At 61.5% G+C, this 21,078-nt stretch carries 15 protein-coding genes and 1 pseudogene; 15 read left to right on the forward strand and 1 reads right to left on the reverse strand.

Annotated elements, in window-relative coordinates; translation table 11 throughout:
- The coding region (locus tag D8U60_RS16200; RefSeq protein WP_130900491.1) for a formimidoylglutamate deiminase at positions 1-1,358 on the reverse strand (1,358 nt) is incomplete at its 3' end.
- Positions 1,359-1,504: 146 nt separating this feature from the next.
- On the opposite strand from D8U60_RS16200, the gene hutC reads away from it, so the two are divergent.
- The 15 genes and pseudogenes from hutC (at position 1,505) to mdoH (ending at position 21,049) form a co-directional block, all read left to right on the forward strand.
- The gene (hutC, locus tag D8U60_RS16205; RefSeq protein ID WP_162999786.1) at positions 1,505-2,215 is read left to right on the forward strand and encodes a histidine utilization repressor; all 711 of its coding nucleotides are present in this window, start codon (positions 1,505-1,507) and stop codon (positions 2,213-2,215) included.
- Positions 2,212-2,784, forward strand: a complete 573-nt coding sequence (locus tag D8U60_RS16210) for a HutD family protein (RefSeq protein ID WP_016772091.1) — start codon at positions 2,212-2,214, stop codon at positions 2,782-2,784. Before hutC ends, D8U60_RS16210 begins: the two co-directional genes overlap by 4 nt.
- A 470-nt stretch (positions 2,785-3,254) precedes the next feature.
- On the forward strand, positions 3,255-4,943 hold the full coding sequence (gene hutU / locus D8U60_RS16215; protein WP_071174124.1) for a urocanate hydratase: 1,689 nt from the start codon (positions 3,255-3,257) through the stop codon (positions 4,941-4,943).
- Positions 4,944-5,084: 141 nt separating this feature from the next.
- Positions 5,085-6,557 carry a cytosine permease gene (locus D8U60_RS16220; RefSeq protein ID WP_130900484.1) on the forward strand — a complete coding sequence of 491 codons (1,473 nt, stop codon included), beginning with the start codon at positions 5,085-5,087 and terminating at the stop codon, positions 6,555-6,557.
- 71 nt (positions 6,558-6,628) lie between these two features.
- Positions 6,629-7,597, forward strand: coding sequence for an ABC transporter substrate-binding protein (locus D8U60_RS16225; RefSeq protein ID WP_016772088.1), 969 nt, complete (start codon positions 6,629-6,631; stop codon positions 7,595-7,597).
- Between the two features lie 68 nt (positions 7,598-7,665).
- Positions 7,666-8,517: a proline/glycine betaine ABC transporter permease gene (locus D8U60_RS16230; RefSeq protein ID WP_016772087.1), complete on the forward strand. Its 852-nt coding sequence runs from the start codon at positions 7,666-7,668 to the stop codon at positions 8,515-8,517.
- Positions 8,514-9,344, forward strand: a complete 831-nt coding sequence (locus tag D8U60_RS16235) for a glycine betaine/L-proline ABC transporter ATP-binding protein (protein ID WP_016772086.1) — start codon at positions 8,514-8,516, stop codon at positions 9,342-9,344. The genes D8U60_RS16230 and D8U60_RS16235 overlap by 4 nt, the downstream gene beginning before the upstream one ends.
- Positions 9,345-9,426: 82 nt before the next feature.
- Positions 9,427-10,950, forward strand: coding sequence for a histidine ammonia-lyase (gene hutH, locus D8U60_RS16240; RefSeq protein WP_122881249.1), 1,524 nt, complete (start codon positions 9,427-9,429; stop codon positions 10,948-10,950).
- A gap of 116 nt (positions 10,951-11,066) precedes the next feature.
- A complete protein-coding gene (hutH, locus tag D8U60_RS16245; protein WP_130900485.1) occupies positions 11,067-12,599 on the forward strand; it encodes a histidine ammonia-lyase in 1,533 nt (510 codons plus the stop codon).
- Positions 12,600-12,730: 131 nt separating this feature from the next.
- Positions 12,731-13,936: an imidazolonepropionase gene (gene hutI / locus D8U60_RS16250; RefSeq protein WP_130900486.1), complete on the forward strand. Its 1,206-nt coding sequence runs from the start codon at positions 12,731-12,733 to the stop codon at positions 13,934-13,936.
- Positions 13,937-13,946: 10 nt separating this feature from the next.
- A complete protein-coding gene (gene hutG, locus D8U60_RS16255) occupies positions 13,947-14,750 on the forward strand; it encodes an N-formylglutamate deformylase (RefSeq protein WP_130900487.1) in 804 nt (267 codons plus the stop codon).
- Positions 14,751-14,922: 172 nt separating this feature from the next.
- Positions 14,923-15,894: a prolyl aminopeptidase gene (pip, locus tag D8U60_RS16260; protein ID WP_024011249.1), complete on the forward strand. Its 972-nt coding sequence runs from the start codon at positions 14,923-14,925 to the stop codon at positions 15,892-15,894.
- Positions 15,891-16,328 carry a D-aminoacyl-tRNA deacylase gene (dtd, locus tag D8U60_RS16265; protein WP_122601419.1) on the forward strand — a complete coding sequence of 146 codons (438 nt, stop codon included), beginning with the start codon at positions 15,891-15,893 and terminating at the stop codon, positions 16,326-16,328. The genes pip and dtd overlap by 4 nt, the downstream gene beginning before the upstream one ends.
- 305 nt (positions 16,329-16,633) lie before the next feature.
- Positions 16,634-18,415 carry a glucan biosynthesis protein G gene (locus tag D8U60_RS16270; protein WP_162098724.1) on the forward strand — a complete coding sequence of 594 codons (1,782 nt, stop codon included), beginning with the start codon at positions 16,634-16,636 and terminating at the stop codon, positions 18,413-18,415.
- Positions 18,408-21,049, forward strand: a pseudogene (mdoH, locus tag D8U60_RS16275) (glucans biosynthesis glucosyltransferase MdoH). The gene D8U60_RS16270 and the pseudogene mdoH overlap by 8 nt, the downstream one beginning before the upstream one ends.
- Positions 21,050-21,078 lie beyond the last annotated feature (29 nt).

Genomic DNA, 21,078 nt, shown 5'->3' on the forward strand with positions numbered 1-21,078 from the left:
AAAAGATCGCGCAGGACCCGGGTGAAGGCTCGGGCGCTGTGCTCTTCGCCGGCATGCCGGCCATCGCGCACCACCCACTGACCATTGACCAGCACATCGCGCACCTGGCGATCGCCGCCGGCGAACAACCAGCGGTTCAGAATCCCGTCGCCATTGGCCGTCGCTAGATACGGATCGTTGCCATCGAGGACAATCCAGTCCGCGCGCTTGCCCACTTCCAACGCGCCGATCGGCTGACCCAGCGCCTGCGCGCCGCCGTCCAGCGCCGCGTCATACAGCGTGCGGCCGACCATCGGCTGGTCCCCGCCATACAAGCGATTGCGCCGCTGATCACGCAGGCGCTGGCCATATTCCAGCCAGCGCAATTCTTCCACCACGCTCAGCGACACATGGCTGTCGGAGCCAATGCCCATGCGCCCGCCCTGGGCAAGAAAGTCCACCGCCGGGAAAATCCCGTCACCCAGATTCGCTTCAGTGGTCAGGCACAGCCCGGCGATCGCGCGACTGTTGGCCATCAGCGTGACTTCTTCCGGGTTGGCGTGGGTGGCGTGGACCAGACACCAGCGCTGATCGACTTCAGCGTTCTCGTAGAGCCATTGCAACGGACGGCGACCGCTCCAGCTCAGGCAATCGTCGACTTCTTTCTGCTGCTCGGCGATGTGGATGTGCACCGGGCATTGTTTGTCACTGGCCGCCAACACTTCGCTGATCTGCTGCGGCGTCACCGCACGCAACGAGTGGAAACACAGGCCCAGCGACTGCGCCTTTTGCTGCGCCAGTAAAGGCTGCAAACGCGCTTGCAGATTCAGATAGTTCTCAGTGCTGTTGATAAAGCGACGCTGGCCATCATTTGGCGTCTGCCCGCCGAAACCGGAATGACTGTAGAGCACTGGCAGCAGGGTCAGACCGATACCGCTTTCGCTGGCGGCCTGGCTGATGCGCAACGCCAGTTCCGCCGGATCGGCGTACGGTTGGCCGTTGCTGTCGTGGTGCACGTAGTGAAATTCGGCGACCGAGGTGTAACCGGACTTGAGCATTTCGATGTACAGCTGACGGGCGATGATGCCGAGCTGATCGGGGCTGATTTTTCCGACGAGGCGGTACATCAGATCGCGCCAGGTCCAGAAACTGTCGTTGGGGTTGCCGGCCACTTCGGCCAATCCAGCCATGGCGCGCTGGAAGGCGTGAGAGTGCAGGTTGGGCATTCCCGGCAGCAACGGCCCGCGCAGGCGTTCGGCGCCGTCTGCGCTGGAATCGGCCTGGATTCGGGTCAACAAGCCATCGGCGCTGACCTCGAGACGTACATTGTTGGCCCATCCGTTAGGCAGCAGTGCGCGTTCGGCAAAGAAGGCGGACATCGTTCGGCACCCCATCGTGTGTTATTTGTATATACATATACAGACGTTTGCCTGCCCGGTAAACTCCGGCAAGCTAGTCACTTTCATCCAATGAACAGGGATCAACCGTGCCGACTCCGCCTCCAGTTTCTCCGTTGGCCGCGAACATGGGCGACAGTCCGGCGCCCTTGTACGCCCGCGTCAAACAGATGATCACCCAGCAGATCGACAGCGGTAACTGGCCGCCGCACTACCGCGTGCCGTCCGAAAGCGAACTGGTCAGCCAGCTCGGCTTCAGCCGCATGACCATCAACCGCGCCCTGCGCGAGATGACCGCCGACGGCCTGCTGGTGCGCATGCAAGGCGTGGGTACGTTTGTCGCCGAACCGAAGAGCCAGTCTGCGCTGTTCGAAGTGCACAACATCGCCGATGAAATCGCCTCGCGCGGCCATCGCCACACCTGCCAGGTCATCACCCTCGAAGAAGAAGCTGCCGGCTCCGAACGCGCGCTGGCGCTGGACATGCGCGAAGGTCAGAAGGTCTTCCACTCGCTGATCGTGCATTACGAAAACGGCATTCCGGTGCAAATCGAAGACCGTTTCGTCAACGCCCTGGTCGCGCCGGAATACCTCAAGCAGGATTTCACCCTGCAAACGCCTTATGCCTATCTCAACCAGGTCGCGCCGCTGACCGAGGGCGAGCACGTGGTCGAAGCGATTCTTGCCGAGCCGTCGGAGTGCAAGCTGCTGCAGATCGAAAAGGGCGAGCCGTGCCTGCTGATTCGCCGGCGAACCTGGTCGGGGCGTCAACCGGTGACGGCGGCGCGTTTGATCCACCCCGGTTCCCGCCATCGTCTGGAAGGGCGCTTTCATAAATGAATTATCAAGTGAAGGTTCTACGCGCTGAAGGCTACCCGCGCATGCCGTGGAAAAACGGCGGCGGCAGCACCGAGGAAATCACTCGTGATGCCGGCACTGGCCTGGACGGTTTCGGCTGGCGCCTGTCGATTGCCGACATCACCGAATCCGGCGGTTTCTCGACATTCGCCGGTTACCAGCGAGTGATCACCGTGTTGCAGGGCGACGGCATGACCCTGTGCGTCGACGGTGACGATACCCGGCCATTGTTACCCCTGGACCCGTTTGCTTTCAGCGGCGAAAGCCAAGTGTCCTGCACCTTGCTCGGCGGTGCGATTCGCGACTTCAATCTGATCTACGCGCCGCAACGTTACAGCGCGCGATTGCAGTGGCTGGACGGTGAGCAGCGGTTTTTCAGCTCGGCATCGACGCTGCTGGTGTTCAGTGTCAGTGAGCTGATGGACGTGCGTGTTGGCGACGGCGTTTCGCAGCTCGGTCGGCATGATTGCCTGCAACTGGACGGTAACAGTGGGCTGGTCGAAGTCTCCACCCATGGCGCTTGCTGCATAGTCGAACTTCTCCAAAACTGACCCCTGTGGCGAGGGGATTTATCCCCGCTGGGTCGCGAAGCGGCCCCATTCTTGATTAGAAAAGCGGTCTGCTGCGCAGCCCAGCGGGGATAAATCCCCTCGCCACAAAAGCCAACCCCACTCTTGTTTCCCTCCACGCACCAACTTGTTACCGAACGCCCCAGCGTGGCGCAAAACCACGCTCACTTGGCCTAGCCGCATCTCCTCAGAATCTCCTCCCGGAAAATTTCATCCACGCCAGAACCCTCGATTCAGGCGCTCTCCAGCCATGCCCGTGATTTTTCCTGAACACTCCTTCAACAAGTTGGCCGCTTGATTGCATATGCTTGTATGTACAAGTAAAGACGTATGCGTATGAGTCGGTCGAGACTCTCCGCAGCGTCCACTGATTCGCTTGTCGCGCAGCACAGCGCGCAGGCTGCTGCCCACTGCCAGGGTTGGTTTGAATTGATCGCTGAGGAGTCTTTTTCGTGACTGACAATACCCAGAACAGCAACAAGTTTCGTGACGTGCAGATCCGCGCCGCACGCGGTAACACGCTGACCGCCAAGAGCTGGCTGACTGAAGCGCCGCTGCGCATGCTGATGAACAACCTCGACCCGGAAGTCGCCGAGAACCCGAAAGAACTGGTGGTCTACGGTGGCATCGGTCGCGCGGCGCGCAACTGGGAGTGCTACGACAAGATCGTCGAAAGCCTGACCAACCTGAACGACGACGAAACCCTGCTGGTGCAATCGGGCAAGCCGGTCGGCGTATTCAAGACTCATAGCAACGCGCCGCGCGTGCTGATCGCCAACTCCAACCTGGTGCCGCACTGGGCGAGCTGGGAACACTTCAACGAACTCGACGCCAAAGGCCTGGCCATGTACGGCCAGATGACCGCCGGCAGCTGGATCTACATCGGCAGCCAAGGCATCGTTCAGGGCACCTACGAAACCTTCGTCGAGGCCGGGCGCCAGCATTACAACGCCGACCTCAAGGGCCGCTGGGTCCTCACCGCCGGCCTCGGTGGCATGGGCGGCGCGCAACCGCTGGCCGCCACCCTGGCCGGCGCCTGCTCGCTGAACATCGAATGCCAGCAGGTCAGCATCGATTTCCGCCTGAAAAGCCGTTACGTCGATGAGCAAGCCAAAGACCTCGACGACGCTCTGGCGCGCATCGACAAATACACCAAAGAAGGCAAAGCGATTTCCATCGCCCTGCTCGGCAACGCGGCGGAAATCCTGCCGGAACTGGTCAAGCGCGGCGTGCGCCCGGACATGGTCACCGACCAGACCAGCGCCCACGATCCGCTCAACGGCTACCTGCCGGCTGGCTGGAGCTGGGACGAATACCGCGCCCGCGCCAAGACCGAACCAGCCGCTGTGATCAAAGCCGCCAAGCAGTCGATGGCGGTGCATGTGAAAGCCATGCTGGAGTTCCAGAAGCAGGGCATCCCGACCTTCGACTACGGCAACAACATCCGTCAGATGGCTCAGGAAGAAGGCGTCGAAAACGCTTTCGATTTCCCGGGCTTCGTGCCGGCCTACATCCGTCCGCTGTTCTGCCGTGGCATCGGCCCGTTCCGTTGGGCGGCGCTGTCGGGTGATCCACAGGACATCTACAAAACCGACGCCAAGGTCAAAGAGCTGATCCCCGACGACGCGCATTTGCACAACTGGCTGGACATGGCCCGCGAGCGCATCAGCTTCCAGGGTCTGCCGGCGCGTATCTGCTGGGTCGGTTTGGGCCAGCGCGCCAAGCTCGGTCTGGCCTTCAACGAAATGGTCCGTAGCGGTGAGCTGTCGGCCCCGGTGGTGATCGGTCGCGATCACCTCGACTCCGGCTCGGTGGCCAGCCCGAACCGCGAAACCGAATCGATGCAGGACGGCTCCGACGCCGTGTCCGATTGGCCGCTGCTCAACGCACTGCTGAACACCGCCAGCGGCGCGACCTGGGTCTCCTTGCACCACGGCGGCGGTGTCGGCATGGGCTTCTCGCAGCATTCGGGCATGGTGATCGTCTGCGACGGTACTGACGAAGCCGCCGAGCGCATCGCTCGCGTGCTGCACAACGACCCGGCGACTGGCGTCATGCGCCACGCCGATGCCGGTTACCAGATCGCCATCGACTGCGCGAAAGAGCAGGGGCTGAATCTGCCGATGATCACCGGTAAATAACGCAAAAGCACTGTAGGAGCTGCCGAAGGCTGCGATCTTTTGATGTTGGTTTTTAAGATCAAGAGATCGCAGCCTCGTTTCACTCGACAGCTCCTACAGGTGTGCGAACCAACCCGAACAGCAATCCACAGAGGTTGAATCATGGCGTTTAACACCGAACGTGCAGGCAGTACACCGTTGATCGAAAGGCGTTCGATCGACTACATCCCGGAAGCGGAAAGACACGGTCGTCTGTTCAGTCAGTTCACCCTGTGGATGGGCGCCAACCTGCAGATCACCGCGATCGTCACCGGGGCCTTGGCGGTGGTACTTGGCGGTGATGTGTTCTGGTCGTTGATCGGTCTTTTGATCGGCCAACTGCTCGGCGGTGGTGTGATGGCGCTGCATGCCGCGCAGGGACCGAAACTGGGCTTGCCGCAGATGATCTCCAGCCGTGTGCAATTCGGCGTTTATGGCGCTGCGATTCCGATCGTGCTGGTGTGCCTGATGTACCTCGGCTTCACCGCCACCGGAACGGTGCTCTCCGGGCAGGCGCTGGGGCAGTTGTTCGGTGTCAGCGACAGTGTTGGCATCCTGATTTTCGCCAGTGTCATCGTGCTGGTCACGGTGCTCGGTTATCGGGTAATCCACTGGATCGGCCGCGTCGCCAGCATGATTGGCGTGATCGCTTTTGTGTTCCTGTTCTGGCGGCTGATGAGCCAGACCGACGTTGGTGCGCTCCTGCAGATTCGTCATTTCAGCTGGAGCAGTTTTCTGCTGGCGGTGTCGTTGGCGGCGTCCTGGCAGATCGCTTTCGGCCCGTATGTAGCGGACTACTCGCGTTACCTGCCGAGCGCCACTTCATCGGTGAAAACCTTTTTCGCCGCTGGCGCAGGTTCAGTGATCGGCGCGCAAGTCGCGATGATTCTCGGTGTATTTGCCGCCGCTTCGGCCAATGGTCAATTCGCCGGTCACGAAGTCGCTTACATCGTTGGTTTGGGCGGCACCGGCGCCACCGCCGCGCTGCTGTATTTCAGCATCGCGTTCGGCAAGGTGACCATTTCGACGCTGAACTCCTACGGCAGCTTCATGTGCATCGCCACCATCATCAGTGGCTTCAAAGGGCACCTGACGGTTACCCGCATGCAGCGCCTGGTGTTCGTGCTGTTCATCGTCGGCGCGGCAACCCTGATTGCCCTGCTCGGGCAGCACTCGTTCCTCGGTGCGTTCAAGTCGTTCATCCTGTTTCTGCTCGCCTTCTTCACCCCGTGGAGCGCGATCAATCTGGTCGACTACTACGGCATCACCCGCGAGCGTTACGACGTGCCGGCGCTGGCCGATCCGAACGGCCGCTACGGCCGCTGGAACCTGCTCGGTATCAGCGTCTACGTGTTCGGCGTGTTGGTGCAGTTGCCATTCATCTCGACCAAGTTCTACACCGGGCCGCTGGTGGCAGCTCTGGGCGATGTCGACATTTCCTGGATCATCGGCCTGGTGCTGCCGGCCGCCGTCTATTACTGCTGCGCAAAGAAATGGCACAGCACCGTGCCCGATCGCCTGATTCTGCCGGTCGAGCAGAACAGCACCCAACAAGCAAAAACGAGCGGGGCCGGTCGCGCTGCGGCGCAGGCCTGATCTGGACGTGGACCAGGCTGGATGCCTCTTGAACTGCCGTAAGCCCATTCATGATTAGGAGCGTCACGACAATGAAATCGAACAAGACCCTGCTGACCACATTGCTGTCCATGGGCCTGTTGGCCAGTGTCGGTGCGACGCAAGCCGCCGGCTGGTGCGAATCGGGCAAACCGGTGAAATTCGCCGGGCTGAACTGGGAAAGCGGCATGCTCCTGACCGACGTGCTGCAAGTGGTGCTGGAGAAAGGTTACGGCTGCAAGACCGACAGCTTGCCGGGCAATTCCATCACCATGGAAAACGCCCTGAGCAGCAACGATATTCAAGTGTTTGCCGAAGAGTGGGTCGGCCGCAGCGAGGTCTGGAACAAGGCCGAGAAGGCCGGCAAGGTCGTCGGCGTCGGTGCACCGGTGGTGGGCGCTGTCGAAGGCTGGTACGTGCCGCGTTACGTGATCGAAGGCGACGCCAAGCGCAAGCTCGAGGCGAAAGCCCCGGACCTGAAAAACATCGCTGATCTGGGCAAGTATTCCGCCGTGTTCAAGGACGCTGAAGAGCCGTCCAAGGGCCGTTTCTATAACTGCCCGGCCGGCTGGACCTGCGAGCTCGACAACAGCGAAATGCTCAAGAGCTACGGTCTGGAAAACAGCTACACCAACTTCCGTCCGGGCACCGGACCTGCGCTGGATGCGGCGGTGCTGTCGAGCTACAAGCGTGGTGAGCCGATCCTCTTCTACTACTGGTCGCCGACCCCGCTGATGGGCCAGATAGATGCAGTCAAACTGGAAGAGAAACCCGGCGTCGACAAGACCGTCAGCATCAAGGTCGGCCTGTCGAAAACCTTCCACGACGAAGCCCCGGAACTGGTCGCCGTGCTGGAAAAGGTCAACCTGCCGATCGACCTGCTCAATCAGAACCTCGGCCGCATGGCCAAGGAACGTATCGAGTCGGCAAAACTGGCGAAAATCTTCCTCAAGGAACATCCTGAAGTCTGGCACGCATGGGTGAGCGACGACGCAGCCAAGAAAATCGACGCGGCCTTGTAGGTCAGGTTTCCCGGCTGCCAGCACGGCAGCCGGACGCTTGATCGCAACCCCTTGATTGAGAGTCCCTTATGTTTCCCGAAAGCTTTACCTTTTCCATCGCCGACTGGGTCAACGGTTGGGTCGATTCGCTGGTGACCAACTACGGCGACGTGTTCCGGCATATCTCCGACACGCTGCTGTGGGCCATTGTCAGCCTCGAAGGTTTGCTGCGTGCGGCGCCGTGGTGGTTGATGCTGGCAATCGTCGGTGTCATCGCCTGGCACGCCACGCGCAAAGTGGTGACCACCGCCGTGATTGTCGGCTTGCTGTTTCTGGTGGGTGCGGTTGGCCTGTGGGACAAGCTCATGCAGACCCTGGCGCTGATGATGGTCGCGACGATCATTTCGGTGCTGATCGGCATCCCGCTGGGGATCCTCTCGGCGCGCAGCAATCGCCTGCGTTCGGTGCTGATGCCGCTGCTCGACATCATGCAGACCATGCCGAGTTTCGTTTACCTGATTCCGGTGCTGATGCTGTTCGGCCTGGGCAAGGTGCCGGCGATTTTCGCCACGGTGATATACGCCGCGCCCCCGCTGATTCGCCTGACCGACCTTGGTATTCGCCAGGTCGACGGCGAAGTCATGGAGGCGATCAATGCCTTCGGCGCCAACCGCTGGCAGCAACTGTTCGGCGTGCAACTGCCGCTGGCCCTGCCGAGCATCATGGCCGGGATCAACCAGACCACGATGATGGCCCTGTCGATGGTGGTGATCGCCTCGATGATCGGCGCCCGTGGCCTCGGTGAAGACGTACTGGTGGGGATTCAGACCCTCAACGTCGGCCGAGGTCTCGAAGCCGGGCTGGCGATCGTGATTCTCGCGGTGGTCATCGACCGCATCACTCAAGCGTACGGTCGGCCACGCCATGAGGTGAGCAAATGAGCAACGCAAGCGTGAGCAAGATCGAAGTGCGCAACGTCTTCAAGATTTTCGGCAACCGCGCCAAGGACGCGCTGGCCATGGTCGGCCAGGGCAAGAGCAAGGATCAGGTGCTCAACGAAACCGGTTGCGTGGTCGGCGTGAACGACTTGTCGCTGAGCATCGGCACCGGCGAAATCTTCGTGATCATGGGCCTGTCCGGCTCGGGCAAATCCACCCTGGTACGGCACTTCAATCGCCTGATCGACCCCACCAGCGGGGCGATTCTGGTCGATGGCGAGGACATCCTGCAGTACGACATGGACGCCCTGCGCGAATTTCGTCGGCACAAGATCAGCATGGTGTTCCAGAGCTTCGGCCTGCTGCCGCACAAGACCGTGCTCGATAACGTCGCCTACGGTTTGAAAGTCCGTGGCGAAAGCAAGCAGGTCTGCGCCGAACGCGCGCTGCACTGGATCAACACCGTCGGCCTCAAAGGCTACGAAAACAAATACCCGCACCAGCTCTCCGGTGGCATGCGTCAGCGCGTCGGCCTCGCCCGTGCGTTGGCGGCGGACACCGACATCATCCTCATGGACGAAGCGTTCAGTGCGCTGGACCCGCTGATCCGCGCCGAGATGCAGGACCAGTTGCTGGAACTGCAAAAGACCCTGCACAAAACCATCGTCTTCATCACCCACGACCTCGACGAAGCCGTGCGCATCGGCAATCGCATCGCGATTCTCAAGGATGGCCGGTTGATCCAGGTGGGTACGCCAAGAGAGATCCTGCACTCGCCGGCGGATGAGTATGTCGACCGGTTCGTACAGCGGCGGGCGGCGGTGGTGTGACGCTGAGTGGCCGTTGTGGTGAGGGGATAAATCCCCTCACCACAGGGTTACCGGCATCAACAGAATTGGTATGAGGTTAGAGATGTCCCAGGCTGAAAAAATCGTTATCACAGGCAGCCCTCTGCGTTGGCAGGACGTGGTCGCTGTCGCCCGTCACGGTGCGCCGCTGGATCTGTCCAGCGACACCTGGGCGCGCATCGACAACGCTCAGGCCATCGTTCAGCGCATCGTCGCCAGCGGCGAGCGCGCCTATGGTGTCAACACCGGTCTGGGCGGTTTGTCCAACGTCTCGCTGCAGGACGAACAGCTCAGCCAACTCTCGCGCAACACCTTGCTCAGCCATGCCTGCGGTGTCGGCCCGGTGCTTAGCGACGAGCAGACCCGCGCAATCATCTGCGCCGCGATTCACAACTACAGCCACGGCAAGTCCGGCCTGCATCGACGTGTGGTCGAAGGGCTGCTGGCGCTGCTCAATCGCGGCATCACCCCGCAGGTTCCGTCTCAGGGTTCGGTGGGTTATCTGACGCACATGGCGCACATCGGCATCGCGCTGCTCGGCGTTGGCAATGTCAGTTATCGCGGGCAGATCATTTCGGCGCAACAGGCGCTGGCCGAAGAGGGCCTGCAACCAGTGCAACTGGGTGCGAAGGATGGCTTGTGTCTGGTCAACGGCACGCCGTGCATGACCGGCCTCAGTTGTCTGGCGATTGCCGATGCCACGCGGTTGCTGCAATGGGCCGATGTCATTGGTGCGATGAGTTTCGAAGCCCAGCGCGGCCAGATCGATGCCTTCGATGCCGAGATCATTGCGCTCAAGCCGCATCCGGGCATGCAGCAGGTCGGCAACAACCTGCGCGCCTTGCTCGATGGCAGCGAAGTGATCGCCGCGAGCAAAGGCATTCGCACTCAGGATGCGCTGAGCATCCGCTCGATCCCGCAGGTGCATGGCGCCGCGCGTGATCAACTGGAGCATGCGATCAAACAGGTCGAAGCCGAACTCAACGGCTGCACCGACAACCCGTTACTGCTGGGCACACCGGACAATTTCCGGGTGATGTCGCAGGCCAACCCGCACGGTCAATCCGTGGCGATGGCTGCGGATCTGCTGGCGATTGCCATGGCCGAAATCGGCTCGATTGCCGAGCGCCGTCTGGACCGTTTGGTCAATCCGCACGTCAGCGGTCTGCCGGCGTTTCTGGTGGCCAATCCCGGGGTCAACTCGGGGATGATGATCGTGCAATACGTCGCCGCCTCGCTGTGTGCGGAAAACCGCCAATTGGCGCAACCGGCGGTGCTCGACAACTACATTACCTCGGGCCTGCAGGAAGATCACCTGAGCATGGGCACCAACGCCGCGCTGAAGCTGCATCGTGCGCTGGAAAACTGCACGCAGATCCTCGCGATTGAATACCTGCTGGCGGCGCAGGCGTTTGAATTCCTCAAGGAACAGCGCTTTGGCGTGGGCACTGACTGCGCGTGGAAACTGCTGCGCGAAACGGTCCCCGCCTACGATCAGGATCGCTGGCTGGCGCCGGATATCGCTGCCGCTGCGACCGTATTGAAAGACCCGAATCTGCCGCACAACGTTCTACCGAATTTGCACTGACAACTACCCATACCAGCGTGCCAAGGCGTGGATCGTTCACAAGACGAGAAACGACGGATAACGGAATGCTCCGGAGCGACTGGTAGTTAATAACAATGCCTGACAGGAGCATTTTAATGACTGCGCTGAATCTGATCCCCGGCCAACTGAGCCTGGCCCAACTGCGTGACGTCTATCAGAACCCGGTCACACTGACCCTCGACAACAGCGCCAGCGCGCAGATCGAGGCCAGCGTCGCCTGCGTCGAGCAGATCCTTGCCGAGAACCGCACCGCCTACGGCATCAACACCGGTTTCGGCCTGCTGGCCTCGACGCGCATCGCCAGCGAAGACCTGGAGAACCTGCAGCGTTCGCTGGTGCTCTCGCACGCAGCCGGCGTCGGCCAGCCGATCAGCGATGAGCTGGTGCGACTGATCATGGTGCTCAAGGTCAACAGCCTCAGCCGGGGTTTTTCCGGGATCCGTCGGCAGGTGATCGATGCGCTGATCGCGCTGATCAATGCCGAGGTCTATCCGCACATTCCGCTGAAAGGTTCGGTCGGTGCGTCGGGCGATCTGGCGCCGTTGGCGCACATGTCGTTGGTGCTGCTGGGCGAGGGCAAGGCCCGCTACAAGGGCGAATGGCTTGAAGCCACCGAAGCGCTGAAAGTCGCCGGCCTGGCGCCGCTGACGTTAGCGGCTAAAGAAGGTCTGGCGCTGCTCAACGGTACTCAGGTTTCCACAGCCTTTGCCCTGCGTGGTTTATTCGAAGGCGAAGACCTGTTTGCCGGTGCCCTGGCGCTGGGCAGTCTTACTGTTGAAGCCGTGCTCGGTTCGCGCTCGCCGTTCGACGCGCGCATTCATGCCGCACGCGGGCAGAAAGGGCAGATCGATGCCGCTGCGGCCTACCGCGATCTGCTCGGTGAGCGCAGCGAAGTCTCCGCCTCGCACCAGAATTGCGACAAGGTCCAGGACCCGTACTCGCTGCGCTGCCAACCGCAAGTCATGGGCGCTTGCCTGACCCAGTTCCGTCAGGCCGCTGAAGTGCTGGCGGTCGAAGCCAACGCGGTTTCCGACAACCCGCTGGTATTCGCCGCTGAAGGCGACGTGATTTCCGGCGGCAACTTCCACGCGGAACCGGTGGCCATGGCCGCTGACAACATGGCCCTGGCCATCGCAGAAATCGGCTCGCTGAGCGAACGCCGCATCTCGCTGATGATGGACAAGCACATGTCGCAACTGCCGCCGTTCCTGGTGGCCAATGGCGGGGTGAACTCCGGTTTCATGATCGCCCAGGTCACCGCTGCGGCGCTGGCCAGCGAAAACAAGGCGTTGTCCCACCCGCATTCGGTGGACAGCCTGCCGACCTCGGCCAACCAGGAAGATCACGTATCGATGGCCCCGGCGGCGGGCAAGCGTCTGTGGGAAATGGCCGAGAACACTCGCGGCATTCTCGCCGTGGAATGGCTGGCGGCAGTGCAGGGCCTGGATCTGCGCAACGGTCTGAAGACCTCGCCGAAGCTGGAACAGGCACGGGCGATTCTGCGCAAGCAAGTGCCGTTCTATGAGAAGGACCGCTTCTTTGCGCCGGACATCAATGCGGCGACGCAATTGCTGGCGTCGCGGTGCTTGACCGAGCTGGTGCCGGCGAAGCTTTTGCCGAGCCTTTAACCCTACCCACTGATCGTTCCCACGCTCTGCGTGGGAACGCCTCAAGGGACGCTCCGCGTCCAGTGACGCGGAGCGTCACGGGCTGCATTCCCACGCAGAGCGTGGGAACGATCACTATAAGAGGAACCGGGATGAAAACCCTCTGGCAACACTGCCACGTCGCAACCATGGCCAACGGCGTCTATTCGATCATCGAGGATGCCGCGATCGTCACGTCCGGCTCGCTGATCGAGTGGATCGGCCCACGCACTCAATTGCCGTCCGGCGAATACCCGGCGGTCAATGATTTGCAGGGTGCGTGGGTCACCCCCGGTCTGATCGACTGCCACACCCACACCGTGTTCGGCGGCAACCGCAGCGGTGAGTTCGAGCAGCGTCTGCAAGGCGTCAGCTATGCCGAGATCGCCGCGCAGGGCGGCGGCATCGCCAGCACCGTGCGCGCCACTCGCGAAGCCACTGAGGACGAGCTGTTCGCCAGCGCCGCCAAACGCCTGAAAAGCCTGATGCGCGACGGCGTGACCACGGTGGAAATGAAGTCGGGCTACGGTCTCGATCTGGCCAACGAGCGCAAGCTGCTGCGGGTCATCCGGCGCCTGGCCGAAGAGCTGCCGATCAGCGTGCGCAGCACTTGCCTGGCGGCGCACGCCTTGCCACCGGAGTACAAGGATCGCGCCGACGATTACATCGATCTGGTCTGCGAGCAGATGCTCCCGCCCCTTGCCGCCGAAGGTCTGGTCCATGCCGTGGATGCGTTCTGCGAATACCTGGCGTTTTCGCCGGAGCAGGTCGAGCGCGTGTTCGTCGCCGCGCAACGACTCGGACTGCCGGTAAAGCTGCACGCCGAGCAGTTGTCCTCGCTGCACGGCTCCAGCCTCGCCGCGCGCTACAAAGCCTTGTCCGCCGATCATCTGGAATTCATGGACGAGGACGATGCCATCGCCATGGCCGCCGCCGATACCGTTGCAGTGCTGCTACCGGGCGCGTTCTACTTCCTGCGCGAAACCCAATTGCCGCCGATGGACGCGCTGCGCAAACACAAGGTGAAAATCGCCATCGCCAGCGACCTCAATCCCGGCACCTCGCCAGCGCTGTCGTTGCGCCTGATGCTGAACATGGCCTGCACCTGTTTTCGCATGACTCCGGAAGAAGCCCTGGCCGGGGCGACCCTTCATGCCGCGCAGGCGTTGGGCATGGCCGATACCCACGGCTCGCTGGAGGTCGGCAAGGTCGCTGATTTCGTGGCGTGGGACATCGAGCGTCCGGCGGATCTGGCCTATTGGCTCGGTGGCGATCTGGACAAGCGCGTCGTGCGTCACGGCGTCGAATCGAATCTGTAGGAGAACGGTTGTGGACAAGGTACTGAATTTCAAACAAGGCCGTGTGCCGCTGCTGATCAGCATGCCCCATGCGGGTGTGCGTCTGACCCCAATGGTCGAGGCCGGGCTGATCCCCGCTGCGAGAAGTCTGCCGGACACCGACTGGCATATCCCGCAGCTCTACGATTTTGCCGAGGAACTGGGCGCCAGTACCCTGGCGGCTGAGTATTCGCGCTTCGTCATCGATCTCAACCGGCCGTCCGACGACAAGCCGTTGTATGCCGGGGCGACCACCGGGTTGTATCCGGCGACGTTGTTCGACGGTATTCCGTTGTTTCAGCAAGGTCTGGAACCGTCGAAAGAGGAGCGCGCGACTTATCTGGAGCTGATCTGGACGCCGTACCATCGCACCTTGCAGCAAGAACTGGCGCGATTGAAAGCCGAATTCGGCTACGCGCTGTTGTTCGATGCGCACTCGATCCGCTCGATCATCCCGCACCTGTTCGACGGCAAACTGCCGGACTTCAACCTCGGCACCTTCAATGGCGCCAGTTGTGATCCGCAACTGGCTGCTGAACTGGAAGTGATCTGCGCGCGGCACGAGCAGTTTACTCATGTGCTCAACGGTCGCTTCAAAGGCGGGCACATCACCCGCCAGTACGGCGACCCGGCGCAGAACATCCACGCCGTGCAGCTGGAACTGTGCCAGTCCACCTACATGGAAGAGTTCGAGCCGTTCCGCTACCGCGCCGACCTCGCCGAGCCGACGCGGGTGGTGCTCAGGGAATTGCTGCAGGGACTGCTCGCTTGGGGTGAAAAACACCACAACGCCTGAAGCACCCCTGCAGGAGCTGCCGAAGGCTGCGATCTTTGATCGTTCCCACGCAGAGCGTGGGAACGATCAGGCCCCGGAGCATGCTCATTGACGCAAATCGGGTTTATGATGCCCAACGGCAGAATAATACGAGTCCCCCCAGGGATGACCTCGACCCCTTACGGAGCGCGCAATGCAGACTTTGTTTCCGCAGATCAAACCCCACGCCCGGCACGATCTGGCTGTCGATGACACCCATACGCTGTACGTCGATGAAAGCGGCTCGCCGGAGGGTTTACCGGTGGTGTTCATCCACGGTGGCCCCGGCGCCGGCTGTGACGCCCAGAGCCGACGCTATTTCGATCCGAATCTGTATCGCATCGTCACCTTCGACCAGCGCGGCTGCGGTCGCTCCACCCCGCACGCCAGCCTGGAAAACAACACCACCTGGGATCTGGTCGAGGATCTGGAGCGCATCCGCAAACACCTGGGCATTGAAAAATGGGTGCTGTTCGGCGGCTCCTGGGGTTCGACCCTGGCGCTGGCCTACGCGCAAACTCACCCGGAGCGGGTCCATGGTCTGATTCTGCGCGGGATCTTTCTGTGCCGTCCGCAGGAAATCGAATGGTTCTATCAGGCCGGCGCCAGCCGTCTGTTCCCCGATTACTGGCAGGACTACATCGCGCCGATCCCGCTGGACGAGCGCGACGACCTGCTCAACGCTTTCCACAAACGCCTGATCGGCAACGATCAGATCGCCCAGATGCATGCGGCGAAGGCGTGGTCGACCTGGGAAGGGCGCACTGCGACCCTGCGCCCGAACCCGCTGGTGGTCGATCGTTTCTCCGAGCCGCAACGCGCGCTGTCGATTGCGCGGATCGAATGCCACTACTTCACCAACAACGCCTTCCTTGAGCCGAACCAGTTGATTCGCGACATGGGCAAGATCGCTCATCTGCCCGGCGTGATCATTCACGGTCGTTACGACGTGATCTGCCCGCTCGACAACGCTTGGGAACTGCACCAGGCCTGGCCGAACAGCGAATTGCAGGTGATCCGCGACGCCGGCCACGCCGCATCCGAGCCGGGCATCACCGATGCGCTGGTGCGCGCCGCGAGCAAAATGGCCCAGCGCCTGCTCGACCTGCCGCTCGAAGAAGCATGAAGGCGCTGTTACAACGCGTACGCGGTGCGCGGGTAGAGGTCGCCGGCGAGGTTGTCGGCGCGGTCGATCAAGGTTTGCTGGTGCTGGTGGCGGTAGAACCCGACGACACGCGTACCAGCGCCGACAAACTTCTGCATAAGCTGCTTAACTATCGGGTATTCAGTGACGCCGAGGGCAAGATGAATCTGTCCCTGGCGGATGTGGGTGGCGGGTTGCTGCTGGTCTCTCAGTTCACCCTCGCCGCCGACACCAAAAGCGGTCTGCGTCCGAGCTTTTCCACGGCCGCACCGCCGGCGCTGGGTGAAGAATTGTTCGACTATTTATTGAGTCAGGCGAAACAGGTGCATGGCACTGTGGCATCAGGTAGATTCGGCGCCGATATGCAGGTGCACCTGGTCAACGATGGCCCGGTAACCTTCCTGTTACAGACCTGACAGTGCCTGAAACATCTTTTTCGGCAATTTCGACTGTTTTTAGGCTGTTTTCGCGATAAATACTTTGTTACCCCTGATGCGTTGTCATCCGGGCTACTAGATAATCGCGCGCTGCGGGGATCGACATTCGTTGATCCGTTTTGACTTAGGTAGAGACTTGTCTGGATCCGATTGGGGAATCATTTTGCCCCGGCGGAGTCGGAACAATGCTCGCCAACCTGGCATAAAGATAGCTGGCCGTTGGTTTATTGATCTGTTTTCGGCGAGGGTTGCTCGTGATTGTTAGTCCCTGTAATGCAGCAAAAATGTCTGCCAAACGCATGCGAAGTGCTCTGGTAGCGGGTTCGGCGCTCCTGTGCCTGCTCAGCGCCGGTCAGCTTTGGGCGTTCAATCTTGACGACGTATCGGCCAAGGCCAAAGAGCTGGCCGGGCAGAAGTTCGAAGCCCCGCGCAGCAACCTGCCGAACGAATTCCGCGAAATGAAGTTCGCGGACTACCAGAAGATCCGCTTCCTCACCGAAAAGGCTGAGTGGGCCGATCAGAAGACGCCGTTCAAGCTCTCCTTCTATCACCAGGGTATGCACTTCGATACACCGGTGAAAATCAACGAAATCACCACCAATACCGTCTCGGAGATCAAATACGATCCGAGCCGCTTCGATTTCGGCGATCTGAAATTCGATCCGAAAGCCACCGAACAACTGGGCTATGCCGGTTTCCGTGTGCTGTACCCGATCAACAAGGCCGACAAGCAAGACGAGATCATGACCATGCTCGGCGCGAGTTACTTCCGCGTCGTTGGCAAGGGCCATACCTACGGTCTGTCGGCCCGTGGTCTGGCGATCGATACTGCGCTGCCGTCGGGTGAAGAGTTCCCGCGTTTCCGCGAGTTCTGGATTCAGCAGCCCAAGCCGGGCGACAAGCACCTGGTGATCTTTGCTCTGCTCGACTCGCCGCGCGCCACGGGTGCCTACCGTTTGATCCTGCGTCCGGGCAGCGACACCATCGTCGACGTCAAGGCGCAGATGTTCCTGCGTGACAAGGTCGGCAAACTGGGTATCGCGCCGCTGACCAGCATGTTCCTGTTCGGCGCCAACCAGCCGTCGAAAGTGCTCAACTACCGTCGTGAACTGCACGACTCCAGCGGTCTGTCGATCCATGCCGGCAACGGCGAGTGGATCTGGCGCCCGCTGAACAACCCGAAACATCTGGCCGTGAGCAACTTCAGCGTCGAGAACCCGCGTGGTTTCGGTCTGCTGCAGCGTGGCCGTGACTTCAGCCACTACGAAGACCTCGACGACCGCTACGACAAGCGCCCAAGCGCCTGGATCGAGCCGAAGGGCGAGTGGGGCAAGGGTACTGTCGATCTTGTAGAGATTCCGACCGCTGACGAAACCAACGACAACATCGTTGCGTTCTGGAGCCCGGAAAAAATGCCGGAGCCAGGCCAGCCGCTGGACTTCGCCTACCGCATGCACTGGACCATGGACGAAGCAGCACTCCACGCGCCGGACAGCGCCTGGGTGGCACAGACCCTGCGTTCGACCGGTGACGTCAAGCAATCGAACCTGATCCGTCAGCCCGATGGCAGCGTGGCCTATCTGGTCGACTTCGAAGGTCCATCGCTGGCGGCACTGACGCCGGATGCCGACGTGCGCAGTCAGGTCAGCGTCGGTGACAACGCCGAACTGGTCGAGAACAGCGTGCGCTACAACCCGGAAACCAAGGGCTGGCGTTTGACCCTGCGGATGAAGATCAAGGACCCGAGCAAGGCAACCGAAATGCGTGCCGCCCTGGTTCAGCCGGTGGTCACCGCAGATCTGGGCAAATCGGTGCCGGCGTCCAACTCGTCGGTTGCCAAGGCTGACAAGGTTGCCGCCAAGCAACAGGAAAAACTCGACAAGGAAGCCAAGGCCGCCGAAGCCAAACAGGCTGAAGCCAAGCCTGCAGCCGACGCCAAGGACAAGGCCAACAAAGACGCCAAGCAGCCAGTCGCTGCCGACGCGGCCCCTGCCACACCGGAATCGGCACCGACTGAAGAAGTCCTGACCGAGACCTGGAGCTATCAGTTGCCTGCCGATGAGTAATTCACCAGTACAGCCAGAGACTCTGTCCGAGTATCTGGCGCATCTGCCGATGACCGACGAGCAACGCGCGGAACTCGCGGGTTGCCAGTCGTTCAGCGAGCTGCATGAACGCCTGTCGTCCTCGACATTCGACGCCCCTGCCGAAGCCGCCCAGGCTTCGGTGGGCAAGCGTCTGACCCTGAGCACTGCCGAAGAACTGGCTGAAGCGGAGATGCTGGTGCTCGATGCCAGTGGTCGGGTCAGCCTCAAGGCGACCCCGCCGATCCGCCGTACCAAGGTCGTGCCGGAGCCATGGCGCACCAATATTCTGGTGCGTGGCTGGCGCCGTCTGACCGGGCGCACCAACCCGCCGCAGCCACCGAAGGACGCCAATGTCCTGCCGGCCGCGCGCTGGCGCACCGTCGGCTCGATCCGCCGCTACATTCTGTTGCTGCTGATGCTCGGCCAGACCATCGTTGCCGGTTGGTACATGAAAGGCATCATGCCGTACCAGGGCTGGTCGTTCGTCGATCTGGAAGAAGTCCTGCATCAGCCGCTATTGCAAACCGCCACGCAAGTGCTGCCGTACGCACTGCAAACCAGCATCCTGATTCTGTTCGGGATTCTGTTCTGCTGGGTCTCGGCCGGTTTCTGGACCGCGCTGATGGGCTTCCTCGAGTTGCTAACTGGCCACGATAAATACCGTATCTCCGGGAAAAGCGCTGGTAACGAGCCGATTCCCAAAGATGCGCGTACTGCGCTGGTAATGCCGATCTGCAACGAAGACGTGCCGCGTGTATTCGCCGGTCTGCGTGCGACGTTCGAATCGGTAGCGGCCACCGGTGATCTGGATCGCTTCGACTTTTTCGTCCTCAGCGACAGTAACGACACCGATATCTGCGTCGCCGAGCAACAGGCCTGGCTGGATGTCTGCCGCGAGGCCAAGGGCTTCGGCAAGATCTTCTATCGCCGTCGCCGCCGTCGTGTGAAACGCAAGAGCGGCAACCTCGACGACTTCTGCCGTCGTTGGGGTGGTGACTACAAGTACATGGTCGTGCTCGACGCCGACTCGGTGATGAGCGGCGAGTGCCTGACCAGTCTGGTGCGCCTGATGGAAGCCACGCCGGACGCCGGGATCATCCAGACCGCGCCACGTGCGTCGGGCATGGACACCCTGTATGCGCGGATGCAGCAGTTTGCGACCCGCGTGTACGGCCCGCTGTTTACCGCCGGTCTGCACTTCTGGCAGTTGGGTGAATCCCACTACTGGGGTCACAACGCGATCATCCGCATGAAGCCGTTCATCGACCACTGCGCCCTAGCGCCGTTGCCGGGCAAAGGCGCGTTCTCCGGTGCGATCCTGTCCCACGACTTCGTCGAAGCTGCGCTGATGCGCCGTGCCGGCTGGGGCGTGTGGATTGCCTACGACCTGCCGGGCAGTTACGAAGAGTTGCCGCCGAACCTGCTCGACGAGCTCAAGCGTGACCGTCGCTGGTGCCACGGCAACCTGATGAACTTCCGCCTGTTCCTGGTCAAGGGCATGCACCCGGTGCACCGCGCGGTGTTCCTCACCGGCGTGATGTCTTACCTGTCGGCGCCGTTGTGGTTCTTCTTCCTGGTGTTGTCGACCGCGCTGTTGGCGGTGAACACGCTGATGGAGCCGCAGTACTTCCTCGAGCCGCGTCAGCTCTATCCGCTGTGGCCACAATGGCACCCGGACAAGGCCATCGCGCTGTTCTCGACGACCATCGTGCTGCTGTTCCTGCCGAAGCTGTTGAGCATCATCCTGATCTGGGCCAAGGGCGCGAAAGAGTTCGGCGGCAAGTTCAAGGTGACCCTGTCGATGCTGCTGGAGATGCTGTTCTCCATGCTGCTGGCGCCGGTGCGGATGATTTTCCACACCCGCTTCGTCCTCGCCGCGTTCCTCGGCTGGGCCGCGACCTGGAACTCGCCGCAGCGTGACGACGACTCGACGCCGTGGAGCGAAGCGGTCAAGCGCCACGGTCCGCAGACGTTGCTGGGCTTCTTGTGGGCGCTGCTGGTGATCTGGCTGAACCCGAGCTTCCTCTGGTGGCTGGTGCCGATCGTCGGTTCGCTGATGCTGTCGATCCCCGTATCGGTGATCTCCAGCCGTGTCGGCCTGGGCCTGAAGACCCGTGACGAGAGCCTGTTCCTCATCCCTGAGGAATACAATCCGCCACAGGCCTTGCTGGCCACCGATCAGTACACCCACGAAAACCGCTATCACGCCCTCAACGACGGCTTCGTCCGCGCCGTGGTCGATCCTCAGCAGAACGCCCTGGCGTGCTCGCTGGCGACCTCGCGTCATGGCCAGGCCGAGCCGATCGAGTGGCTGCGTCAGGAACGTGTGCGTCACGCGATCAAGGTCGGCCCGGCCGGGCTGAACAACCATGATCGCCTGCAACTGCTTAGCGACCCTGTCGCACTGGCACGCCTGCACGAGCAGGTCTGGGCCGAAGGTCACGCTGAGTGGCTGGACGCCTGGCGCGCTTCGGTGAAAGCCGATCCGCATGCGCCGTTGCTGCCGCTGCGACCGGTGAGCCTGCAGGCTCAGCCGGCCTGATAAAAAACCCCGCTGATCAGCGGGGTTTTTTTATGTCCGCTGATTTGCGAACAAATCCGGATAAAGCCTAAAACCAGTGCATAGCATCCGTCGCCGAATT

The sequence above is a fragment of the Pseudomonas sp. Sample_11 genome (assembly GCF_004307505.1).
Lineage (GTDB): Bacteria > Pseudomonadota > Gammaproteobacteria > Pseudomonadales > Pseudomonadaceae > Aquipseudomonas > Aquipseudomonas atacamensis.